Below are 23,980 nucleotides of genomic sequence, written 5' to 3'. Positions count from 1 at the left end.
GTCAGTGCGGGGTGTCTGCCCAGTTGTATGTTCGCGTATAGCTCTGACCGTTCGCGGTCACCACGACCACGAGATCCGCGTACTGGTCGCCGAGCAGTCCACCGCCGACCACTTCGCACTGCGTCGTGGTCGCGGGATCGTCGTCGGGCCCGCACGTGATCGACACGGTGTCGTAGCCGGGCGCGCCGCCCGCGGCTTGCCCGGGCGCGCCGGTCCACACCCAGTACCCGGTGCCGGGTGCCGGCGGCAGCAGCTGCGGCGGGCTCACCTCGACCGCGCGCAGCCCGACGAGCTCCACGCTCACGGGCCGTCCGAGCGTGAACGGCGACGACCACGAGGGGCTGCAGAGACGCACCTCCGGATACTGCTTGCACGCCTTCACCTGCACCGCGATGTCGTTGCCGTAGTGCGTGCCGTCGGCGGTGAGGAAGCCGATCCCCGGGGTGCCCGAATACTCCGAGCCCGCCGTGGTGCCGCCCGCGAGCCGGTACTGGAACCCGTCGGCGTCGGCCGAGCCCGAGGCGATCGTCATCGAGTTGAGCCGGAAGTCCCAGGTTCCTCGCCGCTCGGCAGCGGTCCGGCGAAGTTGATACCGCTCACCACACCGGGCGCTGCCCGCGGGGTCGCCGTCACGGTCGCGGACGCCGTGCACCCCTGCCCGTTGTAGGCGTAGACCGTGAAGTTGTAGCTCGTGTTGGGCGAGAGGCCGCCGAAGGTCGCGCTCGTCGCGCTCGCCGGCAGCGTCTGCACGTTCGGCCCGGTCGGCGGCGACACGACGGGCGAACCGGACTCGACACCAGAGACGGTGCAGTTCGGCGCGTTCCCGTTGTGACGGGCGACGTAGTACGTGCCGATCGCCTTGCCGTTGGGTGCGAACGCACCCGCCCACGCGACGCTCGCCGTGGTGCCATCGGTCGTGGATGCGGATGCCGTCGGGCTGGCCGTGACGATCGGCGGGCCCGCCGGGGTGCCGCTTCCGCCCGCCTCGTTCCAGGTGGCGAGGGAGTTGGGTGCCTTATTCCGGGCGCTCACCGAATAGGCGACAGCGGTGCCGTTGGCGATGGCGCCGTTCGTGATCTGCCTGCTGTACTCGGTGCCTGCGGCGTCGTCGGCCGAGACGGTCACGGTCACGCTCTGACCGGCCACCGACACGACGTAGCTGTCGATCGGGGTGCCGGAGGTCGTCGCGGGCTTGCGCCACACGACGCGCAAACCGTGGTCGAGCGGCGTCGAGGTGACCCCGGCGGGCGGCGGCGGGATGACATCCGACCAGATGGTTCCGGGCAACTGCGCGGGGTCGGAGTCCCCGATTGCATTGACCGCGACCACCGAGATCCGCACGGCGAAGTCCGGACCGTTGCCGGGTGTCGTGACCGTGCACCCCACGGTGATCGTGCAGCTCGTGGTCGACAGGATCGTGCCGCCCGTGTCGCTCAGCGTCACCCGGTACTCGGTGATGGGCGAGTTGTTGAACAACCCCGGCGCCCAGCCCAGTCGCAGCATCCGGTCGCCGAACTCGGTCACCCGCACCGCCGTGACGGGATCGGGCACGTCTTGCACTGAGAGCGTGACGGTGCCCCACATCATGCGATCGACGTCGCCCGTGGCGTCAGCCACCTGGTATTGCAGCGTCACGTCGACGGGCTCCGCGGTGTCGGAGACGGTCACCGAGAGCCGCGAGCGGTCGGCGCTCGGCGAGATCGCGATGCCCGGAGGAAGGGCGCCGCCCTCGAGCCCGCGGATCGCCATGACGCGCAGCGGCACCTCCGGGAACGGGTTGGTCGCGGCGTCGTTGGCGAGCACGTCCACGACGGTGGTCTGCCCGCGCTTGGCGATCGCGGCATCCGGCGCCGGCCGGGCGAGCGGCCTGGTCGAGGGGACGACCCGCAGCTCGACGCGCCCCGCCTGACCTTCGTTGAGCGCGTCCCGCACGGCGAGGGTGATGCTCGTGGAGCTTCCTTGACGGCCGACGGGTCGGCCCTGAGCAGCAGGCGCTGTCCGTTCACGTGGTAGCTGAACCCGGACGGAAGCGGGTCGAGCACGGTGTACGCGAGCTCGTCGATGTCGTCGTCGTAGGGATACCTCGTGAGCTTCACGAGGTCGAGCTCCTTCTCCTGACCGGGCTCGAACTCGATGATGCCTCCCGTGAAGATGGGGGTTGATTGTCGCGCGCGGTCACCTCGATCGGCAAGGAGAGGGTCGTGACGTGCCCATCGGGGTCGGCCGCCGTTCCACCATCCGTCACCTCGAACGAGATGGACGCCGGCCCCCAGTAGCGGTCGGCCGAGGTGAACTGCAGGGTGTCCTCGTCGACGACGAGGTTCGCCCCGTTGGCATGCGTCGCCCGCACGGTGCTCGAGTCGGTGAGCCGTACGCGCGAGCCCCCAGTGCGACGACGTAGTCGGCGAGTTCGATCCGCAGGGTCGACTCGCTCTCGACCTTGAGCGGCGGCGCCTTCGTGTTGATCTGCGGGAGGGCGTCGTCGTAGCCGGGCACCCGGATGAAGGCGTAGGCCCGGATCGCGGCGTTCTCGGGGTGCACGACGGCGAACGGGATGATCTGGCTGCGGTCGCCGATCGTCACCCGCACCCGCTTGTTCGGGAGCACCTCGGCGGAGTCGCCGTAGCCGGGCACCAGTTGCACGCCGAGGTCGGCGACCTCGCCGTCGGCGAAGAACACCCGATCCAGCACTGAGACGTCGATCGTCGTGCGGTCGAGCACGTCGGTGACGCTCAGCACGACGTCACTCGCGGTGGGCCGCGACAGCGGGGCGGCCGGGTCGACGGTCACCCGGATGAAAGCGGAGCTCGTTCCGCCGGTCTGGTTCTCGATCGTGTAGATCACGCTGTAGTCGCCCGGTTCGGACGGCGGCGTGATCCGTACGATCTCGTCGTCGACGATCTCGGCCACGAGCCCCGGCACGTTCGGCTCCACCTGACGGATGCGCAGGGGCGAGCCGTCGGGATCCGAATCGTTGAGCAGGGCGCGCACGGATACCGTGCGCTCCGGACGCACCCGCACCGAGTCGAGGTTGGCGACGGGGTTGCGCGCGCCCTCGAGCGCGGGCGAGATGCCGACGCGAATGGTTCCCGTGGCGCGGGCGCCCAGGCCGTCGACCACGATGTACTGGAAGCTGTCGGTGCCCGAGGAGTAGTCGCCCGCGCGGTAGACGATCGTGTTCCCCGTCACCTCGACGACGTTGCCCTTCTCGGGGTTCGTCGCCTGTCCGACGAGCTGAACGGCATCCCCGTCCGGGTCGACCCCGCTCGTGGGGATGTCGATGCGCACCGTCTGCCCCGCGAGCACGCGCGCCGTCACCGGTCGCGGAACCGGCGGGTTGTTGGTCGCCGCGTTGCGTTCCCGCACCGAGATCACGACCCGCGCCTGCGCCTGCTGTCCGTCGGTTCCCGAGATCGTGTAGATCGCCGTGTAGTTTCCCGCCGTCTCGGGCGCCAGGTAGCGCAACCTGTCGCCCGAGACGAAGAGCAATCCCCCGTCGGCGGGCAGCTGCTGGGCGAGTTCGGGGTCGAGCGTGATCTCCTCGCCGTCCGGTTGCTCGTCGTTGTCGAGCACCGGGATGTCGATAGCGTCGCCCACGCGCACCGTCACCTGATCGTCGGTCGCGATCGGCGGCTGCAGGCGCAACGGCGTCGCGATCTCGACGACGGTGATCGTGCCGACGGCCTCGGCGAGTCCGTTGCTGATGCGGTAGTTGAAGGTGACGGGATCCTCGAGCGGTCGCGTGAGCGTCACGCGCACGCGACGCTGATCGAGCACCTCGGCCTGGATGCCGGAGGTCGCCGGGATGTTCATGACCCCCGTCACGACCAGCACGCCGCCGGCGGGGTCGATGTCGCTCGACGGCGGATCGACCGTCTGGGAGCTGTTGGGCGTCATGAATATCGTCTTGGGCACCGTGATGGGCCGGGTCGAGGCGTCCGCCGGGGCGGTGACGTCGATCCGTACGGTGCCCGTGGCGGTCTGGGTGCCATCCGTCACGGTGAATTCGACGTAGTGGGTGCCGACCTGCTCGGAGAGGAAGGTGAAGGTTCCCGCCTCGAAGCTCGCCACGATCGAGGTGCCCGCCTTGGGCGGCACGCCGCCGAGTCGGATGGGTCCGTTGCCGCCGCGCACGTGCTGCAGCGGGCGCACGGTGATCTCCTCGCCCGCGCTCGCGAGGGCGATCCAAGACTCGACGAGGATCTCCACCTCACCGCGGGGCTTGACGGTCACCTGGAGCGTGCCGTTGGTGCTGTCGCGCCCGTCGGACATCGTCACGGCGACCGTCTTGATGCCCGTGCCTTCGCCCCCGTCGACGAACACCACGACCCCGTCGGGCTTGAACGCCACCTGGTCGGGTGCGGCGATGGCGGCTCCCGTGAGGTAGATCGCGTCGCCGTCGGGATCCACCCAGTCGCCGCTCACCTGCGTCGAGACGCGGTCACCCTGCCCGACCGTCGCCGTCGAAGTGCGCACCTGGCGCGGCGGCGAGTTCTCCTCGGGGCTGCGCACCTCGACCGTGATCACGGCACTCGCCGAGCCACCCCGACCGTCGCTGATGGTGTAGCCGAAACGGATGACCCCGGATGCCGTATCGCTCAGCGTGAGCTGCACCTGTTGGTTGCGTGAGACGAGGTCGACCCGCCCGACCGCTTCATCGATCGCATCGACCTGGGTGACGACGAGCACGTCACCGTTCGGGTCGTAGTCGTTGAGCAGCACCGGCAGCACGGTGGCCCGTCCCGGGCGCGCGCCCAGGAGGTCGTCGACGGCCACCGGCGGCTTCTGCAGCTCCTCCAGCTCGGGTGGCGTCTCGTCATCGGCCTCGGGCAGTTCGACCTGCTGCTCGTCGTCGGTGATGAGGTCGTCCCAGTTGTCGATCAGCTCGCCGTCGGCCTGGACGGCCCAACTGGATCCCCCACCGACGTCGTTCAGCGCGACGTGGCCGCCGTTGGCGGCGAAACGCAGGTTCGGGTTGCCGGGCATCTGCGGGAGCGCGAGCCGCACGGGGCTGGCGGAGCTGCAGCCCCGCCACCCGACGCCCGAACTCCAGGCCGCGTAGCGGCATCCGTCGACCACCACGGGGGCGGCTGCGACACCCGCCGCGTCGTCGACGAGCGTCACGGGAGCGCCGCCCAGCATGTCGGCGCCGACGAGACCCGCGGAGTGCGCGATGAGCACAAGCGCGTTCGCCGGCCCCGGCTCCTGCAGGCGCACGCCGGTGCCGTCCAACGCACCGGCGAGCGCGCGCACGCCGGACGGCGTGGCCAGTTCACGGGTCGTGGTGTCGAGCACCGCCCAGCGCTCCCCGACCGCGGTGAGCTGCACGGCATCCGTGGAGGCGGCATCCGCACCCCACTCGACATCCCAGCGCTCTCCGACCTCGACGGCGTCGGGCTCCACCCGCCAGACCTGAGAGACCTCGGGCAGGTAGGCCAGCAGGGCGCCCGTCTCGGTGGTGGTCACGACGGTGTTCTCGCCGAGGCTCAGCGTCGCAGGCGTCGCGGCGTCGAAGGAGCCGAGGTCGGCCAGCGGCAGCAGCCACACCTCGCCCGTCGCCTGCGCGACGATCGCGATGCGGTCACCAGCCAACAGCAATTGGGGACGTTGCGGCGGCAGGGCAATGTCGTCGCCGAGCACCGCGGTGGCCGGATCGACGTCGCGCACAGTCGCGCTCGCCTGGTCGACCAGCAGCACGGTCGAGCCCGACTGCACGATGCGGGGATCGTCGGCATCGACCTCGATCACGCTGTCGAGCTCGAAGACCTGGGTGTTCGCGCGCCCGATCGCCTGATGCTCGCCGCCGAGCACCCACACCGAGGGATCGGTGAGGTCCATCCGCTGCGCGGTGTAGCCCGACGACACGAGCGCGAGGGTGGCGACGAGGGCCGCGACGAGCACACTGCTCGTGACGGTCGCGGCGAGCGAGCGGTGGGAGGCGATCCAGGAGCGCATGTGTGTCACCCGCCGGTCACGTCGACGCACTTCTCGGCGCTGGCCGCACCCGCCGTGCCGTTGCGATTGACCACGACCGACAGACACACTGTGTCGCCGGGATCGGCGTCGACCACGAAGCGCGTCGAGGCCTGCAGCGCCGGCACCGACGCGATGCCGTCCTCGGTGATCGTGAGCTGGTACCGATCATCGTCCGCGATGCCGGGGTCGGGCCAGCTGAACTCGACCCGGCCCTGATCTCCGACGTCGGCGCGGATGTCGGTGACCACGGGGATGCCGTCCCCCACGGTGCGCAGCAGCACGACGAGCGCGATGATGCCGAGCACGGTAACGAGCCCGGCTGCGGCGGCGAGCATCCAGGTGATGCGGCGGATGCCCGTCGTGGGCTCCTTGGGGGTGCTGTGCGAGAAGGGGTGTCGGGTCCGCTGCGATCGCGCACGGTACCGACCGGTGCATACGCGTCAGGTCGCGCCGCACGGCGACGGCGACGCCGGCCGACCGGAGAGGGCGAGGACCCGGTGCTCACCGGCCGCAGCCGCGTGCGTTCCTCCTGGTCGGCGACCGTGCCGAGCGCCCAGTCGTCCATCGCGATCTCGGCCGCCGTCTGCGGTAGACCGAGCTCGGCTTCGACGAGTTGCAGTTCGCGCACGAGTTCGAGCGCGCTCGCCGGACGCTGCTCCGGACGACGCGACATCGCCTTGCGCAGCACCGCCTCGAGGCTCGCCGGCACATCCGGGCGCCCGATGGGCTGCGGCTTCGCGCGCGCGATGCGTCCCATGAGATCGCTCGAGGTGTTCGCCCCGCCCGGCACCTCGAACGGTGAGCGGCCCGCGAGCAGCGAGTAGGTCGTGGCGGCGAGCGACCACACCTCGGACGCGATCGAACCCGGCGTCTCGTCGAGCAGCACCTCGGGCGCCGACCACGGGATCGACAGCCCCACCGAGTTCTCGTCCTTCTGGGAGCCCAGCGTCGACGCGATGCCGAAGTCGGAGAGCACCGGATGCCCGTAGGCGGTCTGCAGGATGTTGGAGGGCTTGATGTCGCGGTGCAAGACGCCCGCACGGTGCGCCGTCTCGATGGCCGATCCGATCTTGATCGCGATGCGCAGCACCTCGGGCACCGGGATCGGCTCGCGGCGGTAGCGCTCCGAGAGCGAGGCCGAGCACAGCTCCATCACGAGATAGGGCCGGCCGTCGCTCGACACGCTCGCCTGATAGACGGTGAGGATCGAGGGATGCGCGCTCAGCTGCGCCATGAGGTTCGCCTCGGCCTGGAACATCTGGCGCACCTGGTCGTTGACGACCTCGCTCAGCATGACCTTGACCGCGACCTGACGGCGGGGCATGTTCTGCTCGTACAGGAAGACGTCGGCGAAGCCGCCCGACCCCAGCACGTGCACGTACGAGAACCCCGGAAGCACAGGGGGTTGCGAGGGAAGACGTCGTGCCACGACCTACCCCTCGACCCCGTGGAGTCTTCATTGTAGACAGAGCGCTCCGTATGCCCCGGCGCCTCGAGCACGTCGATGACGATGACCGTGATGTTGTCGCGGCCACCCGCCGCCAACGCGGCATCCACGAGGGCGGATGCGGTCTCGGCCGCCGAGAGCCGGGCGGCGAGGTGCAGTCGCAAGCGCGGGGCGGGCAGCTCCTTGGTGAGGCCGTCCGAGCACAGCAGCAACCGCATCCCGGCACGCAGCGGCACGCTCCAGTAGTCGGGGCGCGGTGCCTCGTGGAAACCCAGGGCGCGCGTCACGACGTTGGACTCCGGATGCGTCTCGGCATCCGCGGCAGAGAGCAGCCCCTGGTCGACGAGCTCCTGCACGACCGAGTGGTCATGCGTCACCTGCGCGAGCTCATTGCCGACGAAGCTGTAGACGCGGCTGTCGCCCACGTTGAAGATCACGAACGCGGGTTCGGCCCCGGCGACGTCGAGCACCGCACCGGTCACCGTCGTGCCGGCGCCGAGCGGCAGGTGCTCCCCGAGATCGTCGATGTCGTGCGCCGCGAGAACCAGCACATCGCCCACGACGCCCTGATCGACGTCGTCGCGTCCGGCGAGAGCGAGGAGTCGGTCGACGACGGCCGCGCTCGCGAGGTCACCCGCGGCATGTCCGCCCATGCCATCGGCCACCGCGAAGACCGGAGGCTGCACGATGACGCTGTCCTCATTCGCCTGCCGGCGTCGGCCCACATCGCTCACGGCCGCCCAGGCGAGCGTCACCTGCTCCCCGGCCTGCCGGGAACCGGGAAGCTGCGACGCGTGGCGTCGTCGCCATGCCGCGTCACGCCGTGCGCTCCTCTCGCGGCACCGGGCGCGCGGGCCCGAGGATCTCGACGACGACACCCTCGCCGAGGTCGATGCGGGTGCCCGGTGTCACGACGATCGATTCGCCGCGCAGCAGGGTGCGCACGGGCGAACCGGGCACGCGTACCTCACTGCCGTTGAGCGTGCGCATATCGGTCGCGACGACGGCGACCCCTGCTCGCGCAACTCGAGGTGCGTCGAGGAGATGCCGCCGTCGGGGCTCGCAACCGTCACGAGCCTCGGAGCGGCCGGCACCGGCACGCGCACCGGCCGCGGACGACGGCCGATATGCACGGGCCGATCGAGTTCGATGGGGTCGGCGGCGCCCACCCGCACCCGGTGGTGGGGCCGCAGCGCGGCCGGCAGCGGCGGGGTCTCGGGCACCACGGGACGCCTGACCGGCGGGGTGCTCTCGCGCACGACGGTGTCGCCGAGCGCGACCTCGACCTCGTCGACGTCGACGACGGTGCGAGCGCTCGACGGTTTCGCGGCGTGCGGGATGGTGTCATCGGCATCGTCGTGCACGTGCGTCCACCCTCCCGGTCGGACGTCCATTCTCCCGCGCCCACGCGCGGAGCCCGTATCCCCCGAGGGGGTGAGGCGAAGAAAGCCGACTACTCGGCTGCTCGGCTACTCGCCGATGTAGCTCATACAGCACCATCCGGTCATGAGCTGCATCGGCTATTCGCCGATGTAGCTCATACAGCACCATCCGGTCATGAGCTGCATCGGCTATTCGCCGATGTAGCTCATGACGTGCTTCACACGCGTGTAGTCCTCGAAGCCGTACATCGACAGGTCCTTGCCGTAGCCGGAGTGCTTGAAACCGCCGTGCGGCATCTCGGCCACGAGCGGGATGTGGGTGTTGATCCACACGCATCCGAAGTCGAGCCGCTTCGCGAAGCGCATCGCACGAGCGTGGTCACGCGTCCACACGCTCGAGGAGAGCCCGTACTGCACGCCGTTGGCCCAGGCGAGCGCCTCGGCCTCATCCGAGAAGGTCTGCACGGTGATCACCGGGCCGAAGATCTCGGTCTGGATGGCGTCGTCGTCCTGGCGCAGCGCGTCGACGATCGTCGGCTGGATGTAGTAGCCGGCGCCGTCCTGCCGCGCACCGCCCGTCACGACTTCGGCGTGCGCGGGAAGCGAGCCCAGCATCCCCAGCACGCGCTCGAGCTGGTTGGAGTTGTTGACGGGGCCGAAGAAGGTGTCGGGATCGCTCGGCGCGCCCGTGCGCACGTTCTCCTTCACGTACGCGGTGATGGCTGCGAGGAAGTCGTCGTGCGCGTCGCGGTGCACGAGCACGCGCGTGGCGGCGGTGCAGTCCTGACCGGCGTTGAAGTAGCCCGCGACGGCGATGCCCTCCGCGGCCTTGGCCATGTCGGCGTCGGGGAACACGATGACGGGTGCCTTACCGCCCAGCTCGAGATGCACGCGCTTGAGGTCGGAGGATGCCGCACGCGCGACCTCCATGCCAGCACGCACCGAGCCGGTGATCGACACCATCTGCGGCGTCGGATGCTCGATCATGCGCGCGCCCGTGGTGCGGTCGCCCGTGATGACGTTGAGCACACCGGGCGGCAGGAACTCGGCCGCGATCTCGGCGAGCAGCAGCGTCGACTGGGGCGTCGTGTCGGAGGGCTTGAGCACGCTCGTGTTGCCGGCGGCGATCGCGGGCGCGAACTTCCACACGGCCATGTTGAGCGGGTAGTTCCACGGCGTCACCTGGCCGACGACGCCGATCGGCTCGCGCCGGATCGAGCTCGTGTGGTCGGCCATGTACTCGGCCGTGGCCCGCCCCTCGAGGTTGCGCGCGGCGCCCGCGAAGAAGCGGATCTGGTCGACCGAGAGCATGATCTCGTCGTCGACGAGGCTCGCCCGCGGTTTGCCGGTGTCCTGCGACTCCAGGTCGGCGAACTCCTCGGCACGCTCCTCCATCTTGTCGGCGATGCGGAACAGCGCCAGCTGGCGCTCGGCGGGGGTCGACTCACCCCACGTCTCGAAGGCCGCGGATGCCGCGGCATAGGCGGCGTCGACATCCGCCTCTCCCGACACGGGCGAGCTCGCGTAGCTCCGCTCGGTCGCGGGGTCGATGACGTCGAAGCTGTCGTCAGATCGGGCATCGACGTACTCACCATTGATGAAGTTGCGCAGGATCCGTTCGGCCATGTGGCCACCATAACCTCTTCTCGGCAGGGTCGGAACTGCTGATTTCGTCGCGATTCGCGCCCGAGATTGCGGATTCCCTTGTCGAGACCTGCCTTCGATGAGAGAATCGAGCGCATGACGCCCCGCAGCCGCCCCATCGCCCTCGACGAGGTGTCCAAGGCGATCATCGAACAGCTGCAAGAAGACGGTCGCCGCTCCTACGCCGAGATCGGCAAAGCCGTCGGGCTGTCGGAGGCGGCCGTGCGCCAGCGGGTGCAGAAGCTCACCGACGCGGGCGTCATGCAGGTCGTCGCCGTGACCGACCCGATGCAGCTGGGTTTCTATCGCCAGGCCATGGTCGGCATCCGCGTCACCGGCGACAGCCGCGTCATCGCGCAGAAGCTCAGCGACATCACGGCGGTCGACTACGTCGTGCTCACCGCGGGGAGCTTCGACATCCTCGCCGAGATCGTGTGCGAGAACGATGATGAGCTCATCGAGCTGCTCAACGAGCGGATCCGCCGCATCGACGGCGTCGAGGCCACCGAGACCTTCGTCTATCTGAAGCTGCAGAAGCAGCTCTACAACTGGGGAACCAGGTGATCGCATCATGACCATGACCGCAGGCGCGCTGAGCGCGCAGAGCGAGGCCGAGCTGCAGCAGAAGGCGAAAGACCATCTGTGGATGCACTTCACGCGCCAGTCGGTGCTCGAAGAGCACGGCGCGCCGATCATCGTGCGGGGCCAGGGCCACCACATCTGGGATTCGCACGGCAAGCAGTACTTCGACGGGCTCTCGGGGCTCTTCGTCGTCAACGCGGGCCATGGCAGGCGCCGCCTCGCGGAGGTCGCGGCGCGGCAGGCGGAAGAGCTCGCGTTCTTCCCGCTGTGGTCGTACGCGCACCCTTCGGCGATCGAGCTCGCCGACCGCCTCGCCGACTACGCGCCGGGCGACCTCAACCGCGTGTTCTTCACCACCGGCGGCGGCGAGGCCGTCGAGACGGCCTTCAAGCTCGCCAAGTACTACTGGAAGCTGCAGGGCCGCGGCACCAAGCACAAGGTGATCTCGCGCTACGTCGCCTATCACGGCACCCCGCAGGGCGCCCTCGCGATCACCGGCATCCCCGCGATGAAGGAGATGTTCGAGCCCGTGACCCCGGGTGGCTTCCGGGTGCCGAACACCAACTACTACCGCGCTGCTGAGGCCGGATACGAAGGCACGACTCTCGAGGGATTCGGGCAGTGGGCCGCGAACCGCATCGAGGAGATGATCAACTTCGAGGGCCCCGAGACGGTGGCCGCGGTCTTCCTCGAGCCCGTGCAGAACTCCGGCGGATGCTTCCCGCCGCCGCCGGGATACTTCCAGCGGGTGCGCGAGATCTGCGACAAGTACGACGTGCTGCTCGTGGCCGACGAGGTCATCACCGGATTCGGCCGCATCGGCGACATGTTCGCCTCGACGACGTACGACATCCGTCCCGACATGATCACGTGCGCCAAGGGCATGACGAGCGGCTACTCGCCGATTGGCGCATGCATCGTGAGCGACCGGCTGTACGAGCCCTTCCGTCACGGTTCGACGGCGTTCTACCACGGCTACACCTTCGGCGGTCACCCGGTCTCGAGCGCCGTCGCTCTCGAGAACCTGGCGATCTTCGAGGAGGAGGGGCTCACCGATCACGTCAAGCAGAACTCGCCGCTGTTCCGCGCGGCTCTCGAGCGGCTGCTCGATCTGCCGATCGTCGGCGACGTGCGCGGGGACGGCTACTTCTTCGGCATCGAGCTCGTGAAAGACAAGAAGACCCGCGAGACCTTCGATGACGACGAGTCCGAGCGACTGCTCCGCGGCTTCCTCTCCAAGGCACTCTTCGACGCGGGGCTGTACTGTCGCGCCGACGACCGAGGCGACCCCGTCGTGCAGCTCGCACCGCCGCTCACGATCGGGCCGGCCGAGTTCGACGAGATCGAAGGCACCTTGCGCTCGGTACTCACCGAGGCCTGGACGCGCCTGTAGCACCGGCGTGACCGACTACCGCGGGCTGTCGTACTGGCACGACTCGGTCGCGAGCGCGGGCGACCCGCTCGTTCAGCGGGCGCCTCTCGAGGGCGACGCGGATGCCGACGTCGCGATCGTCGGCGGCGGCCTGACGGGCCTGTGGACGGCCTGGTACCTGCTCGAGCGCGACCCCGGCGCGCGCATCCTCGTGCTCGAGAAGGAGACCGCGGGCTTCGGCGCCTCCGGTCGCAATGGCGGGTGGTGCAGTGCGCTGTTCCCCCGCTCGACGGCCTCGCTCGCGGCCGCGCACGGCCGGGATGCCGCACTCGCGATGCGGCGCGCGATGATCGATACCGTCGCCGAGGTCGGCAGAGCGGCGGCCGAGGCGGGCATCGACTGCGACTACGCGCGTGCGGGCACTGTCGTCTATGCGCGCTCGGCGGCGCAGGAGCGCGCCGCCCGCGCCGACCTCCTCGAGGCCGAGAGCTACGGCGTCGACCCGCTCGAATGGTGGGAGCCGGACCGCGCGTCCGCAGCGGGTTCTCACGGCGCCGTGTTCGACCCCAACTGCGCGCGGCTGCACCCCGCCAAGCTCGTGCGCGGTCTCGCCCGCGCGCTCGAGGCACGCGGGGTGCACATCGCCGAGGGCACGACGGTCACGCGCGTCGATCCGGGCCGCGTCGAGACCGACCGCGGCGTCGTCACGTGCGATCGCGCTGTCATCGCGATCGAAGGCTATGGCGCCGCACTCCCCCAGACGCACCGCAGCATCCTGCCGCTGTACTCGCTCATGATCGCGACCGAGCCGTTGCCGAGCTCCTTCTGGGACGAGGTCGACATTCCGCACGGCCGCACCTTCAGCGACTACCGCCACCTGCTGGTCTACGGTCAACGCACGGCAGACGACCGTTTCGCCTTCGGCGGTCGCGGCGCGCGCTACCACTGGGGCAGCGCCATCCGGGCCGAGTACGACCGCGTCGATCGCGTCTTCAGGCATCTGCGGCGCACGCTCGGCGAGCTGTTTCCCGCGATCGGGGATGCCGCCGTCACCCACCGCTGGGGCGGCCCGCTCGGGGTGCCGCGCGACTGGCACGCCGCCGTGCGCTACGACCCGGCGACGCGCATCGCGTGGGCAGGCGGCTACGTCGGCGACGGCCTCTCCACCACGAACCTCGCGGGCCGCACGCTCGCCGATGTGCTCACCGGCGGCGACAGCGAGCTGACCCGCCTCCCGTGGGTGGGGCATCGATCGCCCGACTGGGAGGTCGAACCGCTTCGCTTCCTCGGGGCGAACGCCGGTCTCGCAGCCATGAACGTCGCCGATGCCGAACAGCGTCTCACCGGACGCGGCTCGCTCGTCGCGCGTGCGATGGGTCCGCTCATCGGGCACTAACAGCCCGGCCGAACTCGCCGGGCGGCGCTGTCAAGGGGCTGCTCGGCCGCGCGGCAGCTTCGTACCGTGGAGTCATGACGGCCCCCACGACGACCGACACCGCTCCCCGGGCCCACGCCCGTCGAAACACGCACCCGGCGGTCTCCATCTTCGTGCTGCTGGCCTCCATCGCCTTCGCGACGGGCATCGGCCTGCTCGGGTCGCTTGCGACGATGTCGCACGTCGAGGGGTGGTACGCGGATGCCGACACGGCTCCGTGGAGTCCGCCCGACATCGTCTTCGGTCCGGTCTGGACGGCCCTGTACCTCATGATGGCGGTCGCCGCGTGGCTCGTCTGGCGTCGGCGGCAGGACGGCGAGGTGCGCCCGGCGCTCGTGGCGTACATCGTGCAGCTCGCCCTCAACGCCGCCTGGACACCCGTCTTCTTCGCGCTCTACCCGGTGCTCGGCGTGACCGCGCTGTGGCTCGCCTTCAGCATCATCGTCGTGCTCATCGCCGCGGTGATCTTCACGATCTTGCGGTTCTGGCCCATCAGCCGGCTGGCATCCGTGCTGCTGGTGCCCTACCTCGCCTGGCTCATCTTCGCCTCGAGCCTCAACGTGTGGGTCGCGGCGTCGGCGACCTGAGTGCTGTCAAGCGTCTCCCGGAAACAGCGCGTCGATCGTGGCGACCTCCTCGGCAGAGGGGCGCCATCCGGATCCGGCTGCCGCGTTGGCGGTGATCTGCTCGGGCCTCGTCGCGCCGGCGATCACACTCGAGAGCTCGGGTCGGGAGAGGAACCAGCCGAAGGTGGCCTCGAGGATGCCGATGCCGCGCGCGGTCGCGACGCGCTCGAAGGCCTCGATGGCGTCCCACGGCGCGTTGTCGGCGATGTGCGGACGCTGGCGTGCGATGCGGGTGTCGGCGGGACGCTCCGACCGGCTGAACTTGCCCGTGAACAGGCCGTTCGCGAGCGGGAAGTAGGGCAGGAAGCCGAGCCCCGCTCGCGCACCGCGGGCAGCAGCTCGGCCTCCACCTGGCGTTCCAGCAGGCTGTACTCGTTCTGCGCCGAGACGAACCGTGCGGTGTCGAGGTCGTGGGCCGCGTCGTCGGCGTCTCTCAGTTGCGTCGCGTCGAGATTCGAGTGGCCGATCGCGAGGACCTTGCCCTCGCGCACGAGTTCGTCGAGCGCCTGCAGCGTCTCACCGATCGGGGTCTCCGGATCGGGGGTGTGCAATTGATACAGGTCGATGTGGTCGGTCTGCAGGCGTGAGAGCGAGGCGTCGACGGCGGCACGTAGGTAGCGGCGACCGCCACGCGGACCGAGCTCGGCGAACGGCGACGGGTAGTCCTGATGACCGAACTTCGTGGCGATGATCGCCTCGTCACGTCGCCCGCGCAGCGCCTCTCCGAGCAGCCGCTCGCTCAGGCCGTATTCGGCGCCGTAGATGTCCGCCGTGTCGAAGAGGGTGACCCCCACGTCGAGGGCCGCCCGCACGACCTCGGTCGCACCATCCTGCGTCTGCGTGCGGGTGCCGGGGCGACCCAGGTTGTTGCACCCGAGGCCGACGACCGATACTCGCAACGACGAGGTTCCCAGGGTGCGCGTCTCCATCCCTCGAGACTACGTCCGGTCCTGCACAGCACGGCCCGCGGCCCCTCGGTTCGCAATGTCCGATTCCCGCCGGTGAGCGTCGGGGGCCGGGGCTACGCTCGTGCCATGACGCTTCCGCCCCTCTCCCCGAGCCCGCGGCGCTCCGCCGCATCCCGAGCCCCATCGGCCGCATCGAGGTCGTCGGCAACGGCACCGCGATCGTGTCGCTCGCGATCGAGCACGACGGCGCCCTGCCCCACGACGCGCTCGACGAGCGCCCCGACGCGGTCACCGATCGCGCGGTGAGCCAGCTCGAGGAGTACTTCGCCGGCCACCGCCGCGACTTCGACGTGCCGGTGTCGCTCGAGCGGGGTACGCCGTTCCAGCGGGCCGTCTGGGAGCAGCTCGTCGAGCTGCAATGGGGCGAGGTCGTCTCGTACGGCGAGCTCGGCATGGCCACCGGGCGCGAGCACGCCGGCCGCGCCATCGGCGGGGCCGTCGGGGCGAACCCGGTGCCGATCATCGTGCCGTGCCACCGGGTGCTCGGCGCGGCAGGGGTCATCACCGGGTATTCGGCGGGCGAGGGCATTCCCACCAAGTCGTGGCTTCTCGAGCACGAGGGCATCGCGCACAAGCTGCCGACCGGGCTGCGGCCCGACCCGACGCTCGACATCCCGGGCGAGGAGCCCGCCGCGTGAGGCCTTCCTCGTCGTCGGCGACGACGGCACCGCACGCTGCGGGTGGGTCGGCGACGACGCGGAGTACCGCCGCTACCACGACGAGGAGTGGGGGCATGCCCTGCACGGCGATCGGGAGCTCTTCGAGAAGCTGTCGCTCGAGGGGTTTCAGGCGGGGCTCTCCTGGATCACCATCCTCCGGCGCCGGCCGACCTTCCGCGCGGCGTTCCGCGACTTCGACATCGACGCCGTGGCATCCTTCGACGACGCGGACATCGAACGGCTGCTCGCCGACACGGGGATCATCCGCAACCGGGCGAAGATCGAGGCGACCATCTCGAACGCCCGCGTCACGCAGCAGCTCGCCGAGCGCCCCGGCGAACTCGATCGCGTGATCTGGTCGTTCGCGCCGTCGGGCCACCGCGCGCGACCGACGGAGCTCGGCGATATCCCGGCGGTCACGGCCGAAGCCGCGGCGCTCAGCACGGCACTCAAGAAACTCGGCTACCGCTTCGTGGGGCCGACCACGATGTACGCCCTCATGCAATCCGCGGGGCTTGTCGACGACCACGTCGTGGGATGCTGGCGCGCGGCCTGAGCGTCACACCACGAGATCGAGTTCGCCCGGGGCGCCGCGCTCGAGACGGACGCCGGCGGCTTCCGCCCACGACAGCAACGACTCCACATCCGGGTGATCGACGCCCGCGAGCAGCAGGGCGCGCGTGAGACGACCCTTGCCTGCCTTGTTGAAGTGATTGAGGGCACGCTTGCGGCCGCCCTCCTCGCTCACGACCCGCACGAACACCGCCCGTTGATGATCGGGCGCGGGCCCCAGGGCGGCGTACGCCTCCGAGCGCAGGTCGAGCACGAGGCCGGTCTCCTGGGCCACGACCGCCGACACCGCGGGTGACCACAACTTCTTGAGGGCGACGCCCGGAAGGCGCGAGTCCGCCGAGACCCGGTAGGCGGGGATCGGATCGAGCGCGCGCGTCAAACCGAACAGCGCCGACGCGATCGCGAGATGCTCGTGCGCGAAGGCACGTGCCGCGGGGGTCAGAGTCGGCGCATCGAGAGCGTCGTACAACACGCCGTCGTAGCGATCGAGCGCGGGCAGAACGGGTGACCGGCGGATGCGGCGGTTGCGCTGCGCCTCGTGCGCCTGCGTCGGCCCGAGCTTGAGCGCCGCAGCAGACGCCGCCGGATCCCGCGCCAGTTCCTCGAGCGCTGCCAGCGCCGTGCGGCGAGCGGACGTGAGTTGCGGGTAGCCGAGCTCACGCAGCGCGAGCCGTGTGTCGGCCGTTCCGCCCTCCCGCTTGGTCTCGGAGGGCGGCAGCAGGATCAGCACCTCAGCGTTGCAGGAACGCGAGCGCGCGCTCCACGTTGACGCCCAGCGGTTCCACCGAATCCAGGGTGATGCGCGCGATCGCGCCGCTCGGACCCGTCCAGTCCTCCCACTCGTCGAGACTCTGCTCGACCGCGAAGGTCTCGGGAAGCGACGCCGCTGCGAGCCGTTCGGCACGTGCGGCGAGCCTCTTCTCGTGGAGCTCCGCATCCGAGCAGATCACCTCGATGAAGCGGATCTCGGCCTTCTGGCGCTCGGCGAGCTTGAGCCACTGCTCGCGCGCAGGTCCCACCGCATTGACGGCGTCGACGATGATGCTCGCTCCGCCCGAGATGACCGCATCCGCGAACGCCTCGGCCACGAGGTAGGCGGCGAGTCCCGTCGGCTGATCGGCGTCGATCCCCGCCGAGAGGATGGCCGCCTCGATCGGGTCGACCGACACAACGGGCACGCCCATACGGTTGCCGACGACCTCGGCGATCGTGCTCTTGCCTGCCGCGGGAAGCCCCGCCATCACGATGAGCATGGCTCCACTCTACGAGGCTCCGTCGCCGGGGTCATCCCCCGGACGACGGAAGCGCTCACACCAGTTCGGCGGTACCGGCGACGATCGTGACCGTGTCGCCCTGCACCGAGAGGAAACCGTCTCCGACGCGCGCCGTGACGACGGTGCCGTCGGTCGCGGTCACCCGCGACTCCCCGGCGCGAGGATCGCGAGCACCGGCTCGTGACCGGTCAGGATGCCGATCTCGCCCTCGGTGGTGCGGGCGATGACCTGCGTGGCCTCGCCCGTCCACAGCTCGCGTTCCGCCGACACGACGGCGACGTTGAGGGCCATGATCAGCCGTTCTCCTTCTGCAGCTGAGCCCAGCGCTCCTCGACATCCGAGATCGACCCGACGTTGAAGAACGCCTGCTCGGCGACGTGGTCGAAGTCGCCGCGCACGATCGCGTCGAAGGACTCGATCGTGTCGCGCAGCGGCACGGTCGAACCCTCGACACCCGTGAACTTCTTGGCCATGTAGGTGTTCTGCGACAGGAACTGCTGGATGCGGCGGGCGCGCGAGACGGTGATCTTGTCTTCCTCGGAGAGCTCGTCGACACCGAGGATCGCGATGATCTCCTGGAGCTCCTTGTTCTTCTGCAGGATCGCCTTCACCGAGGTGGCCACCCGGTAGTGGTCCTCACCCAAGTAGCGAGGGTCCATGATGCGCGAGGTCGACGACAGCGGGTCAACCGCCGGGTAGAGACCCTTCGACGCGATCTCACGCGAGAGCTCGGTCGTTGCGTCGAGGTGCGCGAAGGTCGTGGCCGGGGCCGGGTCGGTGTAGTCGTCGGCGGGCACGTAGATCGCCTGCAGCGAGGTGATCGAGTGACCACGCGTCGAGGTGATGCGCTCCTGCAGGATGCCCATCTCGTCGGCGAGGTTCGGCTGGTAGCCGACCGCGGAGGGCATGCGTCCGAGCAGCGTCGACACCTCGGAGCCCGCCTGCGTGAAGCGGAAGATGTTGTCGATGAACAGCAGCACGTCCTGCTTCTGCACGTCGCGGAAGTACTCGGCCATCGTGAGAGCCGAGAGCGCGACACGCAGGCGGGTTCCCGGCGGCTCGTCCATCTGACCGAAGACGAGGGCGGTCTTGTCGAAGACGCCCGCCTCCTCCATCTCGTGGATGAGGTCGTTGCCTTCACGGGTGCGCTCGCCGACACCGGCGAACACCGACACACCGCCGTGGTCCTGGGCGACGCGCTGGATCATCTCCTGGATCAGCACCGTCTTGCCGACGCCCGCACCGCCGAAGAGGCCGATCTTGCCACCCTGCACGTACGGGGTCAGCAGGTCGATGACCTTGATGCCCGTCTCGAAGAGCTGCGTCTTCGACTCGAGCTGGTCGAACGCCGGGGGCTTGCGGTGGATGGGCCAGCGCTCGGTGATCTCGACCGTCTCGCCGGGCTCGCCGTTGAGGATCTCGCCCGTGACGTTGAAGACGCGACCCTTGGTGACATCCCCGACCGGAACCGAGATCGCAGCGCCCGTGTCGCGCACCTCCTGGCCACGCACGAGGCCGTCGGTGGGCTTGAGGGCGATGGCGCGCACGAGGTCGTCACCGAGGTGCTGCGCGACCTCGAGGGTGATCGTCGTGGTCTCGTCGCCGATCGTGATGTCGGTCTTGAGCGCGTTGTAGATCTCGGGGAGCGCGTCGTGCGGGAACTCGATGTCCACGACGGGGCCCGTGACGCGTGCGATGCGCCCGACGCCGCCGGCGGAGGCGGACGACGTGTCCTGTGCCTTCTGGGTAGCGGTAGCCATGGTCTCTCTTTTCTTGATCGTTACTTCGCCGAGCCGAGGGCGTCTGCGCCGCCCACGATCTCGGAAATCTGCTGGGTGATCTCCGCCTGGCGCGCGTTGTTCGCGAGGCGGGTGTAGTCGCGGATGAGCTTGTCGGCGTTGTCGCTCGCGGACTTCATCGCCTTCTGCGTGGCGGCCTGCTTGGATGCGGCCGACTGCAGGAGGGCGTTGAAGATACGCGACTCGATGTACACCGGCAGGAGCGTGTCGAGCACCGCCTCGGGCTCAGGCTCGAACTCGTAGAGCGGGAAGATCTCGGTGTCACCCGGGTCCTCAACGCCCTCCACGACCTCGAGCGGAAGGAGACGCACGACCTCGGGCTCCTGCGTGAGCATCGAGACGAAGCGGTTGTAGACGATGTGGATCTCATCCACCCCGCCCTCGTCGGTCGGCTGCACGAAGCGCGCGACGATCTCCTCGCCGATCTCCTGCGCGGTCGCGAAGCTCGGCGTATCGGTGTCGCCGATCCACGAACGTTCCGGAGTGCGCCGGCGGAAGTTGAAGTACCCGACTCCGCGGCGGCCGACGACGTAGTGCACGACCTCCTTGCCCTGCTCGGTGAGCAGGGTCGTGAGCTCCTCGCTCTCGCGCAGCACGTTCGCGTTGAACGCACCGGCGAGACCGCGGTCGGAGGTGAACACGACGACCGCCGCGCGGCGGATCGTCTCGGGCTCGGTCGTCAGCACGTGATCCACGTTGGAGTAGCTCGCGACCGCCGAGACCGCACGCGTCACGGCGCGTGCGTACGGCGCGGACGCCGACACGCGCTGGAGCGCCTTCTGGATGCGGCTCGCCGCGATCAGCTCCATGGCACGGGTGATCTTCTTGGTCGTCTGGGCAGAGCGGATCTTCTGCCGGTAGACCCGAAGCTGGGCTCCCATGTCCTATCTCTTCCTGTCGAGGGTTCGTTGTGGGCGCGTTCCGACGAGGCGGATCAGCGCTTGCCCTTCACGATGCGCTCCTGGTTGACGTCCTCGACCTCGGTGGCCTCGAACTCCTCGGTGCCGACACCGGGAGCGCCCTCGCCGGGCTGGAACTCGAGCACGAAGGCGTCCACGGCCTTCTCGAGCTCCGCCTCGGTGGCATCGTCGAGCACGTTGGTCTCACGCAGGGTGTCGAGGATCTTCGTGTTGCGGCCGAGGTGGTCCAGCAGCTCCGCCTCGAAGCGCAGCACGTCTTCGACGGGGATCGTGTCGAGCTTGCCCTTGGTTCCGGCCCAGATCGAGACGACCTGCTGCTCGACGGGGAACGGCGAGTACTGCGGCTGGCGCAGCAGCTCGGTCAGGCGCGCACCGCGGTCGAGCTGACGACGGCTCGTGGCATCCAGGTCGGATGCGAAGAGCGCGAACGCCTCGAGCGCACGGTACTGGGCCAGCTCGAGCTTGAGCGTTCCCGAAACCTTCTTGATCGACTTGACCTGGGCGTCACCGCCGACGCGCGACACCGAGATGCCCACGTCGACCGCGGGACGCTGGTTGGCGTTGAACAGGTCGGACTGCAGGAAGATCTGGCCGTCGGTGATCGAGATCACGTTGGTCGGGATGTAGGCCGACACGTCGTTCGCCTTGGTCTCGATGATCGGCAGACCCGTCATCGAGCCGGCGCCGAGCTCGTCCGACAGCTTCGCGCAACGCTCGAGCAGACGCGAGTGCAGGTAGAAGACGTCGCCCGGGTAGGCCTCGCGCCCCGGCGGGCGACGCAGCAGCAGCGACACGGCGCGGTAGGCCTCGGCCTGCTTCGACAGGTCGTCGAAGATGATGAGCACGTGCTTGCCGCCGTACATCCAATGCTGGCCGATGGCCGAACCGGTGTAGGGCGCGAGGTACTTGAAGCCCGCGGGGTCGGATGCCGGAGCTGCGACGATCGTCGTGTACTCCATCGCGCCGGCGTCTTCGAGAGCGCCCTTCACGGCCGCGATCGTCGAGCCCTTCTGACCGATCGCGACGTAGATGCAGCGCACCTGCTTGTCGACGTCGCCGGACTCCCAGTTGGCCTTCTGGTTGATGATCGTGTCGATCGCGATCGCGGTCTTGCCGGTCTGGCGGTCGCCGATGATGAGCTGACGCTGGCCACGGCCGATCGGGATCATCGCGTCGATGGCCTTGATGCCGGTCTGCATGGGCTCGTGCACCGACTTGCGGGCCATCACGCCGGGCGCCTGCAACTCGAGGGCACGACGCCCCTCCGCCGCGATCTCACCGAGACCGTCGATGGGGTTGCCGAGCGGGTCGACGACGCGACCGAGGAAGCCGTCACCGACCGGCGAGGAGAGCACCTCGCCCGTGCGGGTGACCGGCATGCCCTCTTCGATGCCCGTGAACTCACCCAGCACGATGACACCGATGGAGTCCTCGTCGAGGTTGAGGGCGAGACCGAGAGTGCCGTCGTCGAAGCGGAGCAGCTCGTTCGCCATGGCGCCCGGGAGCCCCTCGACGTGCGCGATGCCGTCGGCCGCGTCGATGACGGTGCCGACCTCGGTCGTCGTGGTCTTGGCCGGCTCGTAGCCGGCGACGAAATCCTTGAGCGCGGAACGGATCTCGTCCGGGCTGATCGTGATGTCTGCCATGTCTCTTCCTTGGAGTGGTGCGTCGGGCGCCGGGGTCAGCCGGCCAGTCGGATGCGGAGGTCGGCCAGGCGGGACGCGACGGTTCCGTCGATGACGTCGTCGCCGACCTGCACGCGCAGGCCGCCGACGATGGTCGGGTCGATGATGAGGTTGATGCGCAAGGAGCGGCCGTAGCGGGTCGCCAGCGCCTTCTCGAGGGCCGTCAGTTGCGCGGGTGCGGGCCGCACGGCGGACGTGACGGTCGCCACGATCGCGCCCTGGGCATCCGCGACGATGTCGGCCGCGCCGGACAGCAGCTGCCCGATCCGGCGGCCGCGCGGGCTCTGCACGAGGTGCCGCACGATCACCAGGGTCGCGGGCTGCACCTTGCCGGCGAGCAGGGCGTCGACGAGGGCGGCCTTGGCCTCCGGAGCGCCGAGCTTGCTGCCGACGGCGAGCTCGAGCTCGTGATCGGTCGACACCGTGCTGCTGAAGGCGAAGAGCTCGTTCTCGATGCCCGCATCAGGACCGGCCGAGATCGCGATCGCGCGGATGCCGAGCTCCTCGATGCCGGCCACGAGCTCACCGGGCGTCGACCAGCGCGACGAGACGGCGCCCGTGAGCACCTGCGAGGCTGCCGTGTCGAGCGTGCCGAAGATCGACTTCAGCAGGCCCGCCTTGCGGTCCGCCTCGACGGCCGGGTCGGCGAGCACGGAGCGCAACTGCCCCGACGACTCGATCGCCCGCCCCGCAGCGAGCAGCTGCTCACCGGTGGCGAGGACACGCCCCCAGCCGCCGCGAGCGTGCGCTTCGCGGCCGTGAGTGCTTCGCGTGACGCCGATCCCATCTACTTGCCCGCCTTCGCCTTCTCGTCGGCCTCGAGATCCGCAAGGAACCGGTCGACCACGGCGGCGGCCTTCTTGTCGTCGGAGAGCGACTCGCCGATGACACCGGAGGCGAGATCGAGCGCGAGGCTTCCGACCTCCGAACGCAGCGAGACGAGAGCGGCGGAGCGCTCGGCCTCGATCTGTGTCTGGGCGTTCGCGACGATGCGCGCCGCCTCCGCCTGCGCCTGCTCCTTGAGTTCGGCGAGGATCGCCTGCCCATCGGTGCGCGCCTGCTCACGGATACGGGCCGCCTCGGCGCGCGCCTCCGCGAGCTGCGCGGTGTACTCGTCGCGGGCGGCGCTGGCAGCGGCCTGCGCCTCCTCAGCCTTCTTGAGACCACCCTCGATCGCCTCGGCGCGGGCGTCGAGCGCGCGGTTCATGCGCGGCACGACGAAGATCGCCACGACGATCAGCAGCGCGACGAAGATGATCGACGAGTAGATGATGTCGTAATCCGCGGGGATGAGCGGGTTGGGTGGCTCCTCCGCACGAACGTCGAAGAATGCACGCAGCATCCCGACCTCCTTCAGTGAGTGCTGTCTAGCAGCAGATGCGGACGGATCAGGCGGGGGCGGTGAACGGGATGAAGCCCGTGGCGATCGCGACGAAGGCGAGCGCCTCGGTGAACGCGATGCCGAGGAACATCAGACCGGTCAGGCGACCCTGCAGCTCAGGCTGACGAGCGACTGCCTCGATCGTCTTGCCGACGACGATGCCCACGCCGATGGCGGAGCCGATCGAGGCCAGGCCGAATGCGATAGGGGCGAGGTATCCAACGATCACGGGATGTTTTCCTTTTCTGTGAAGGGAT

The 23,980-nt window shown here is 69.5% G+C and carries 19 protein-coding genes and 4 pseudogenes; 6 read left to right on the top strand and 17 right to left on the bottom strand.

Annotated elements, in window-relative coordinates; translation table 11 throughout:
* Position 1 precedes the first annotated feature (1 nt).
* From QQK29_RS12915 to QQK29_RS12885, 7 genes are all read right to left on the bottom strand, one after another.
* Positions 2-532 carry a hypothetical protein gene (locus tag QQK29_RS12915; protein WP_284300834.1) on the bottom strand — a complete coding sequence of 177 codons (531 nt, stop codon included), beginning with the start codon at positions 530-532 and terminating at the stop codon, positions 2-4.
* Positions 529-1,932 carry a fibronectin type III domain-containing protein gene (locus QQK29_RS12910; protein WP_284300831.1) on the bottom strand — a complete coding sequence of 468 codons (1,404 nt, stop codon included), beginning with the start codon at positions 1,930-1,932 and terminating at the stop codon, positions 529-531. Before QQK29_RS12910 ends, QQK29_RS12915 begins: the two co-directional genes overlap by 4 nt.
* A gap of 309 nt (positions 1,933-2,241) precedes the next feature.
* Positions 2,242-5,955, bottom strand: a complete 3,714-nt coding sequence (locus QQK29_RS12905) for an Ig-like domain-containing protein (RefSeq protein WP_284300829.1) — start codon at positions 5,953-5,955, stop codon at positions 2,242-2,244.
* 16 nt (positions 5,956-5,971) lie between these two features.
* Positions 5,972-7,375, bottom strand: a complete 1,404-nt coding sequence (locus tag QQK29_RS12900) for a serine/threonine-protein kinase (protein WP_284300827.1) — start codon at positions 7,373-7,375, stop codon at positions 5,972-5,974.
* Positions 7,264-8,157: a PP2C family protein-serine/threonine phosphatase gene (locus QQK29_RS12895; RefSeq protein WP_284300824.1), complete on the bottom strand. Its 894-nt coding sequence runs from the start codon at positions 8,155-8,157 to the stop codon at positions 7,264-7,266. Before QQK29_RS12895 ends, QQK29_RS12900 begins: the two co-directional genes overlap by 112 nt.
* A gap of 174 nt (positions 8,158-8,331) precedes the next feature.
* Complete coding sequence (locus QQK29_RS12890) at positions 8,332-8,787, bottom strand: hypothetical protein (protein WP_284300823.1); 456 nt, start codon at positions 8,785-8,787, stop codon at positions 8,332-8,334.
* A gap of 207 nt (positions 8,788-8,994) precedes the next feature.
* Positions 8,995-10,431, bottom strand: a complete 1,437-nt coding sequence (locus QQK29_RS12885; RefSeq protein ID WP_284300821.1) for a gamma-aminobutyraldehyde dehydrogenase — start codon at positions 10,429-10,431, stop codon at positions 8,995-8,997.
* A 114-nt stretch (positions 10,432-10,545) separates the two neighbouring features.
* On the opposite strand from QQK29_RS12885, the gene QQK29_RS12880 reads away from it, so the two are divergent.
* From QQK29_RS12880 to QQK29_RS12865, 4 genes are all read left to right on the top strand, one after another.
* On the top strand, positions 10,546-11,013 hold the full coding sequence (locus tag QQK29_RS12880; RefSeq protein ID WP_284300819.1) for an Lrp/AsnC family transcriptional regulator: 468 nt from the start codon (positions 10,546-10,548) through the stop codon (positions 11,011-11,013).
* 13 nt (positions 11,014-11,026) lie between these two features.
* On the top strand, positions 11,027-12,424 hold the full coding sequence (locus QQK29_RS12875) for an aspartate aminotransferase family protein (protein ID WP_431308698.1): 1,398 nt from the start codon (positions 11,027-11,029) through the stop codon (positions 12,422-12,424).
* Between the two features lie 7 nt (positions 12,425-12,431).
* Positions 12,432-13,799, top strand: coding sequence for an NAD(P)/FAD-dependent oxidoreductase (locus QQK29_RS12870; RefSeq protein ID WP_284300816.1), 1,368 nt, complete (start codon positions 12,432-12,434; stop codon positions 13,797-13,799).
* 74 nt (positions 13,800-13,873) lie between these two features.
* Positions 13,874-14,425 (top strand): TspO/MBR family protein, encoded by a 552-nt coding sequence (locus QQK29_RS12865; protein ID WP_284300814.1) that lies wholly within the window; start codon positions 13,874-13,876, stop codon positions 14,423-14,425.
* A gap of 6 nt (positions 14,426-14,431) precedes the next feature.
* Here the strand turns inward: QQK29_RS12865 and QQK29_RS12860 are convergent.
* Positions 14,432-15,393, bottom strand: a pseudogene (locus QQK29_RS12860) (aldo/keto reductase).
* Between the two features lie 149 nt (positions 15,394-15,542).
* On the opposite strand from QQK29_RS12860, the gene QQK29_RS12855 reads away from it, so the two are divergent.
* Both QQK29_RS12855 and QQK29_RS12850 read left to right on the top strand, forming a co-directional pair.
* On the top strand, positions 15,543-16,070 hold the full coding sequence (locus QQK29_RS12855) for a methylated-DNA--[protein]-cysteine S-methyltransferase (protein ID WP_284301973.1): 528 nt from the start codon (positions 15,543-15,545) through the stop codon (positions 16,068-16,070).
* Between the two features lie 13 nt (positions 16,071-16,083).
* Positions 16,084-16,647 (top strand): annotated as a pseudogene (locus QQK29_RS12850) (DNA-3-methyladenine glycosylase I); the annotation flags it as partial.
* Positions 16,648-16,650: 3 nt separating this feature from the next.
* On the opposite strand, the gene QQK29_RS12845 reads toward QQK29_RS12850, so the two are convergent.
* The 9 genes and pseudogenes from QQK29_RS12845 to atpE form a co-directional block, all read right to left on the bottom strand.
* On the bottom strand, positions 16,651-17,394 hold the full coding sequence (locus QQK29_RS12845; protein ID WP_284300812.1) for a YaaA family protein: 744 nt from the start codon (positions 17,392-17,394) through the stop codon (positions 16,651-16,653).
* A 1-nt stretch (position 17,395) separates the two neighbouring features.
* Positions 17,396-17,917: a P-loop nucleotide/nucleoside kinase family protein gene (locus QQK29_RS12840; protein ID WP_284300810.1), complete on the bottom strand. Its 522-nt coding sequence runs from the start codon at positions 17,915-17,917 to the stop codon at positions 17,396-17,398.
* A gap of 55 nt (positions 17,918-17,972) precedes the next feature.
* A pseudogene (locus tag QQK29_RS12835) lies at positions 17,973-18,229 on the bottom strand (F0F1 ATP synthase subunit epsilon).
* A gap of 2 nt (positions 18,230-18,231) precedes the next feature.
* Entirely contained in the window at positions 18,232-19,698 is a 1,467-nt protein-coding gene (atpD, locus tag QQK29_RS12830) for a F0F1 ATP synthase subunit beta (RefSeq protein WP_284300808.1), read from the bottom strand.
* A gap of 20 nt (positions 19,699-19,718) precedes the next feature.
* A complete protein-coding gene (locus QQK29_RS12825; protein ID WP_284300806.1) occupies positions 19,719-20,618 on the bottom strand; it encodes a F0F1 ATP synthase subunit gamma in 900 nt (299 codons plus the stop codon).
* 53 nt (positions 20,619-20,671) lie between these two features.
* Entirely contained in the window at positions 20,672-22,303 is a 1,632-nt protein-coding gene (gene atpA / locus QQK29_RS12820; protein ID WP_284300804.1) for a F0F1 ATP synthase subunit alpha, read from the bottom strand.
* 35 nt (positions 22,304-22,338) lie between these two features.
* Positions 22,339-23,129, bottom strand: a pseudogene (locus tag QQK29_RS12815) (F0F1 ATP synthase subunit delta).
* Positions 23,130-23,684, bottom strand: coding sequence for a F0F1 ATP synthase subunit B (locus QQK29_RS12810; protein ID WP_284300802.1), 555 nt, complete (start codon positions 23,682-23,684; stop codon positions 23,130-23,132). It abuts the pseudogene before it with no gap.
* 46 nt (positions 23,685-23,730) lie between these two features.
* On the bottom strand, positions 23,731-23,952 hold the full coding sequence (gene atpE / locus QQK29_RS12805; protein WP_284300801.1) for an ATP synthase F0 subunit C: 222 nt from the start codon (positions 23,950-23,952) through the stop codon (positions 23,731-23,733).
* Positions 23,953-23,980: the final 28 nt, after the last annotated feature.

Origin of the sequence: Homoserinibacter gongjuensis (assembly GCF_030161875.1) — a bacterium.
Classification (GTDB): domain Bacteria; phylum Actinomycetota; class Actinomycetes; order Actinomycetales; family Microbacteriaceae; genus Homoserinibacter; species Homoserinibacter gongjuensis.
The sequence above is the reverse complement of the archived record's forward strand: the minus strand, read 5'-3'. Positions and strand labels throughout refer to the sequence as shown.

Bases quoted from the DNA above. Each gene is read 5' to 3' on its own strand.
- QQK29_RS12915 (WP_284300834.1), bottom strand. From the start codon at position 532: ATGACGATCGCCTCGGGCTCGGCCGACGCCGACGGGTTCCAGTACCGG.
- QQK29_RS12905 (WP_284300829.1), bottom strand. From the start codon at position 5,955: ATGCGCTCCTGGATCGCCTCCCACCGCTCGCTCGCCGCGACCGTCACG.
- QQK29_RS12885 (WP_284300821.1), bottom strand. From the start codon at position 10,431: ATGGCCGAACGGATCCTGCGCAACTTCATCAATGGTGAGTACGTCGAT.
- QQK29_RS12880 (WP_284300819.1), top strand. From the start codon at position 10,546: ATGACGCCCCGCAGCCGCCCCATCGCCCTCGACGAGGTGTCCAAGGCG.
- QQK29_RS12875 (WP_431308698.1), top strand. From the start codon at position 11,027: ATGACCGCAGGCGCGCTGAGCGCGCAGAGCGAGGCCGAGCTGCAGCAG.
- QQK29_RS12865 (WP_284300814.1), top strand. From the start codon at position 13,874: ATGACGGCCCCCACGACGACCGACACCGCTCCCCGGGCCCACGCCCGT.
- QQK29_RS12840 (WP_284300810.1), bottom strand. From the start codon at position 17,917: ATGCTCATCGTGATGGCGGGGCTTCCCGCGGCAGGCAAGAGCACGATC.
- atpD (WP_284300808.1), bottom strand. From the start codon at position 19,698: ATGGCTACCGCTACCCAGAAGGCACAGGACACGTCGTCCGCCTCCGCC.
- QQK29_RS12825 (WP_284300806.1), bottom strand. From the start codon at position 20,618: ATGGGAGCCCAGCTTCGGGTCTACCGGCAGAAGATCCGCTCTGCCCAG.
- atpA (WP_284300804.1), bottom strand. From the start codon at position 22,303: ATGGCAGACATCACGATCAGCCCGGACGAGATCCGTTCCGCGCTCAAG.
- QQK29_RS12810 (WP_284300802.1), bottom strand. From the start codon at position 23,684: ATGCTGCGTGCATTCTTCGACGTTCGTGCGGAGGAGCCACCCAACCCG.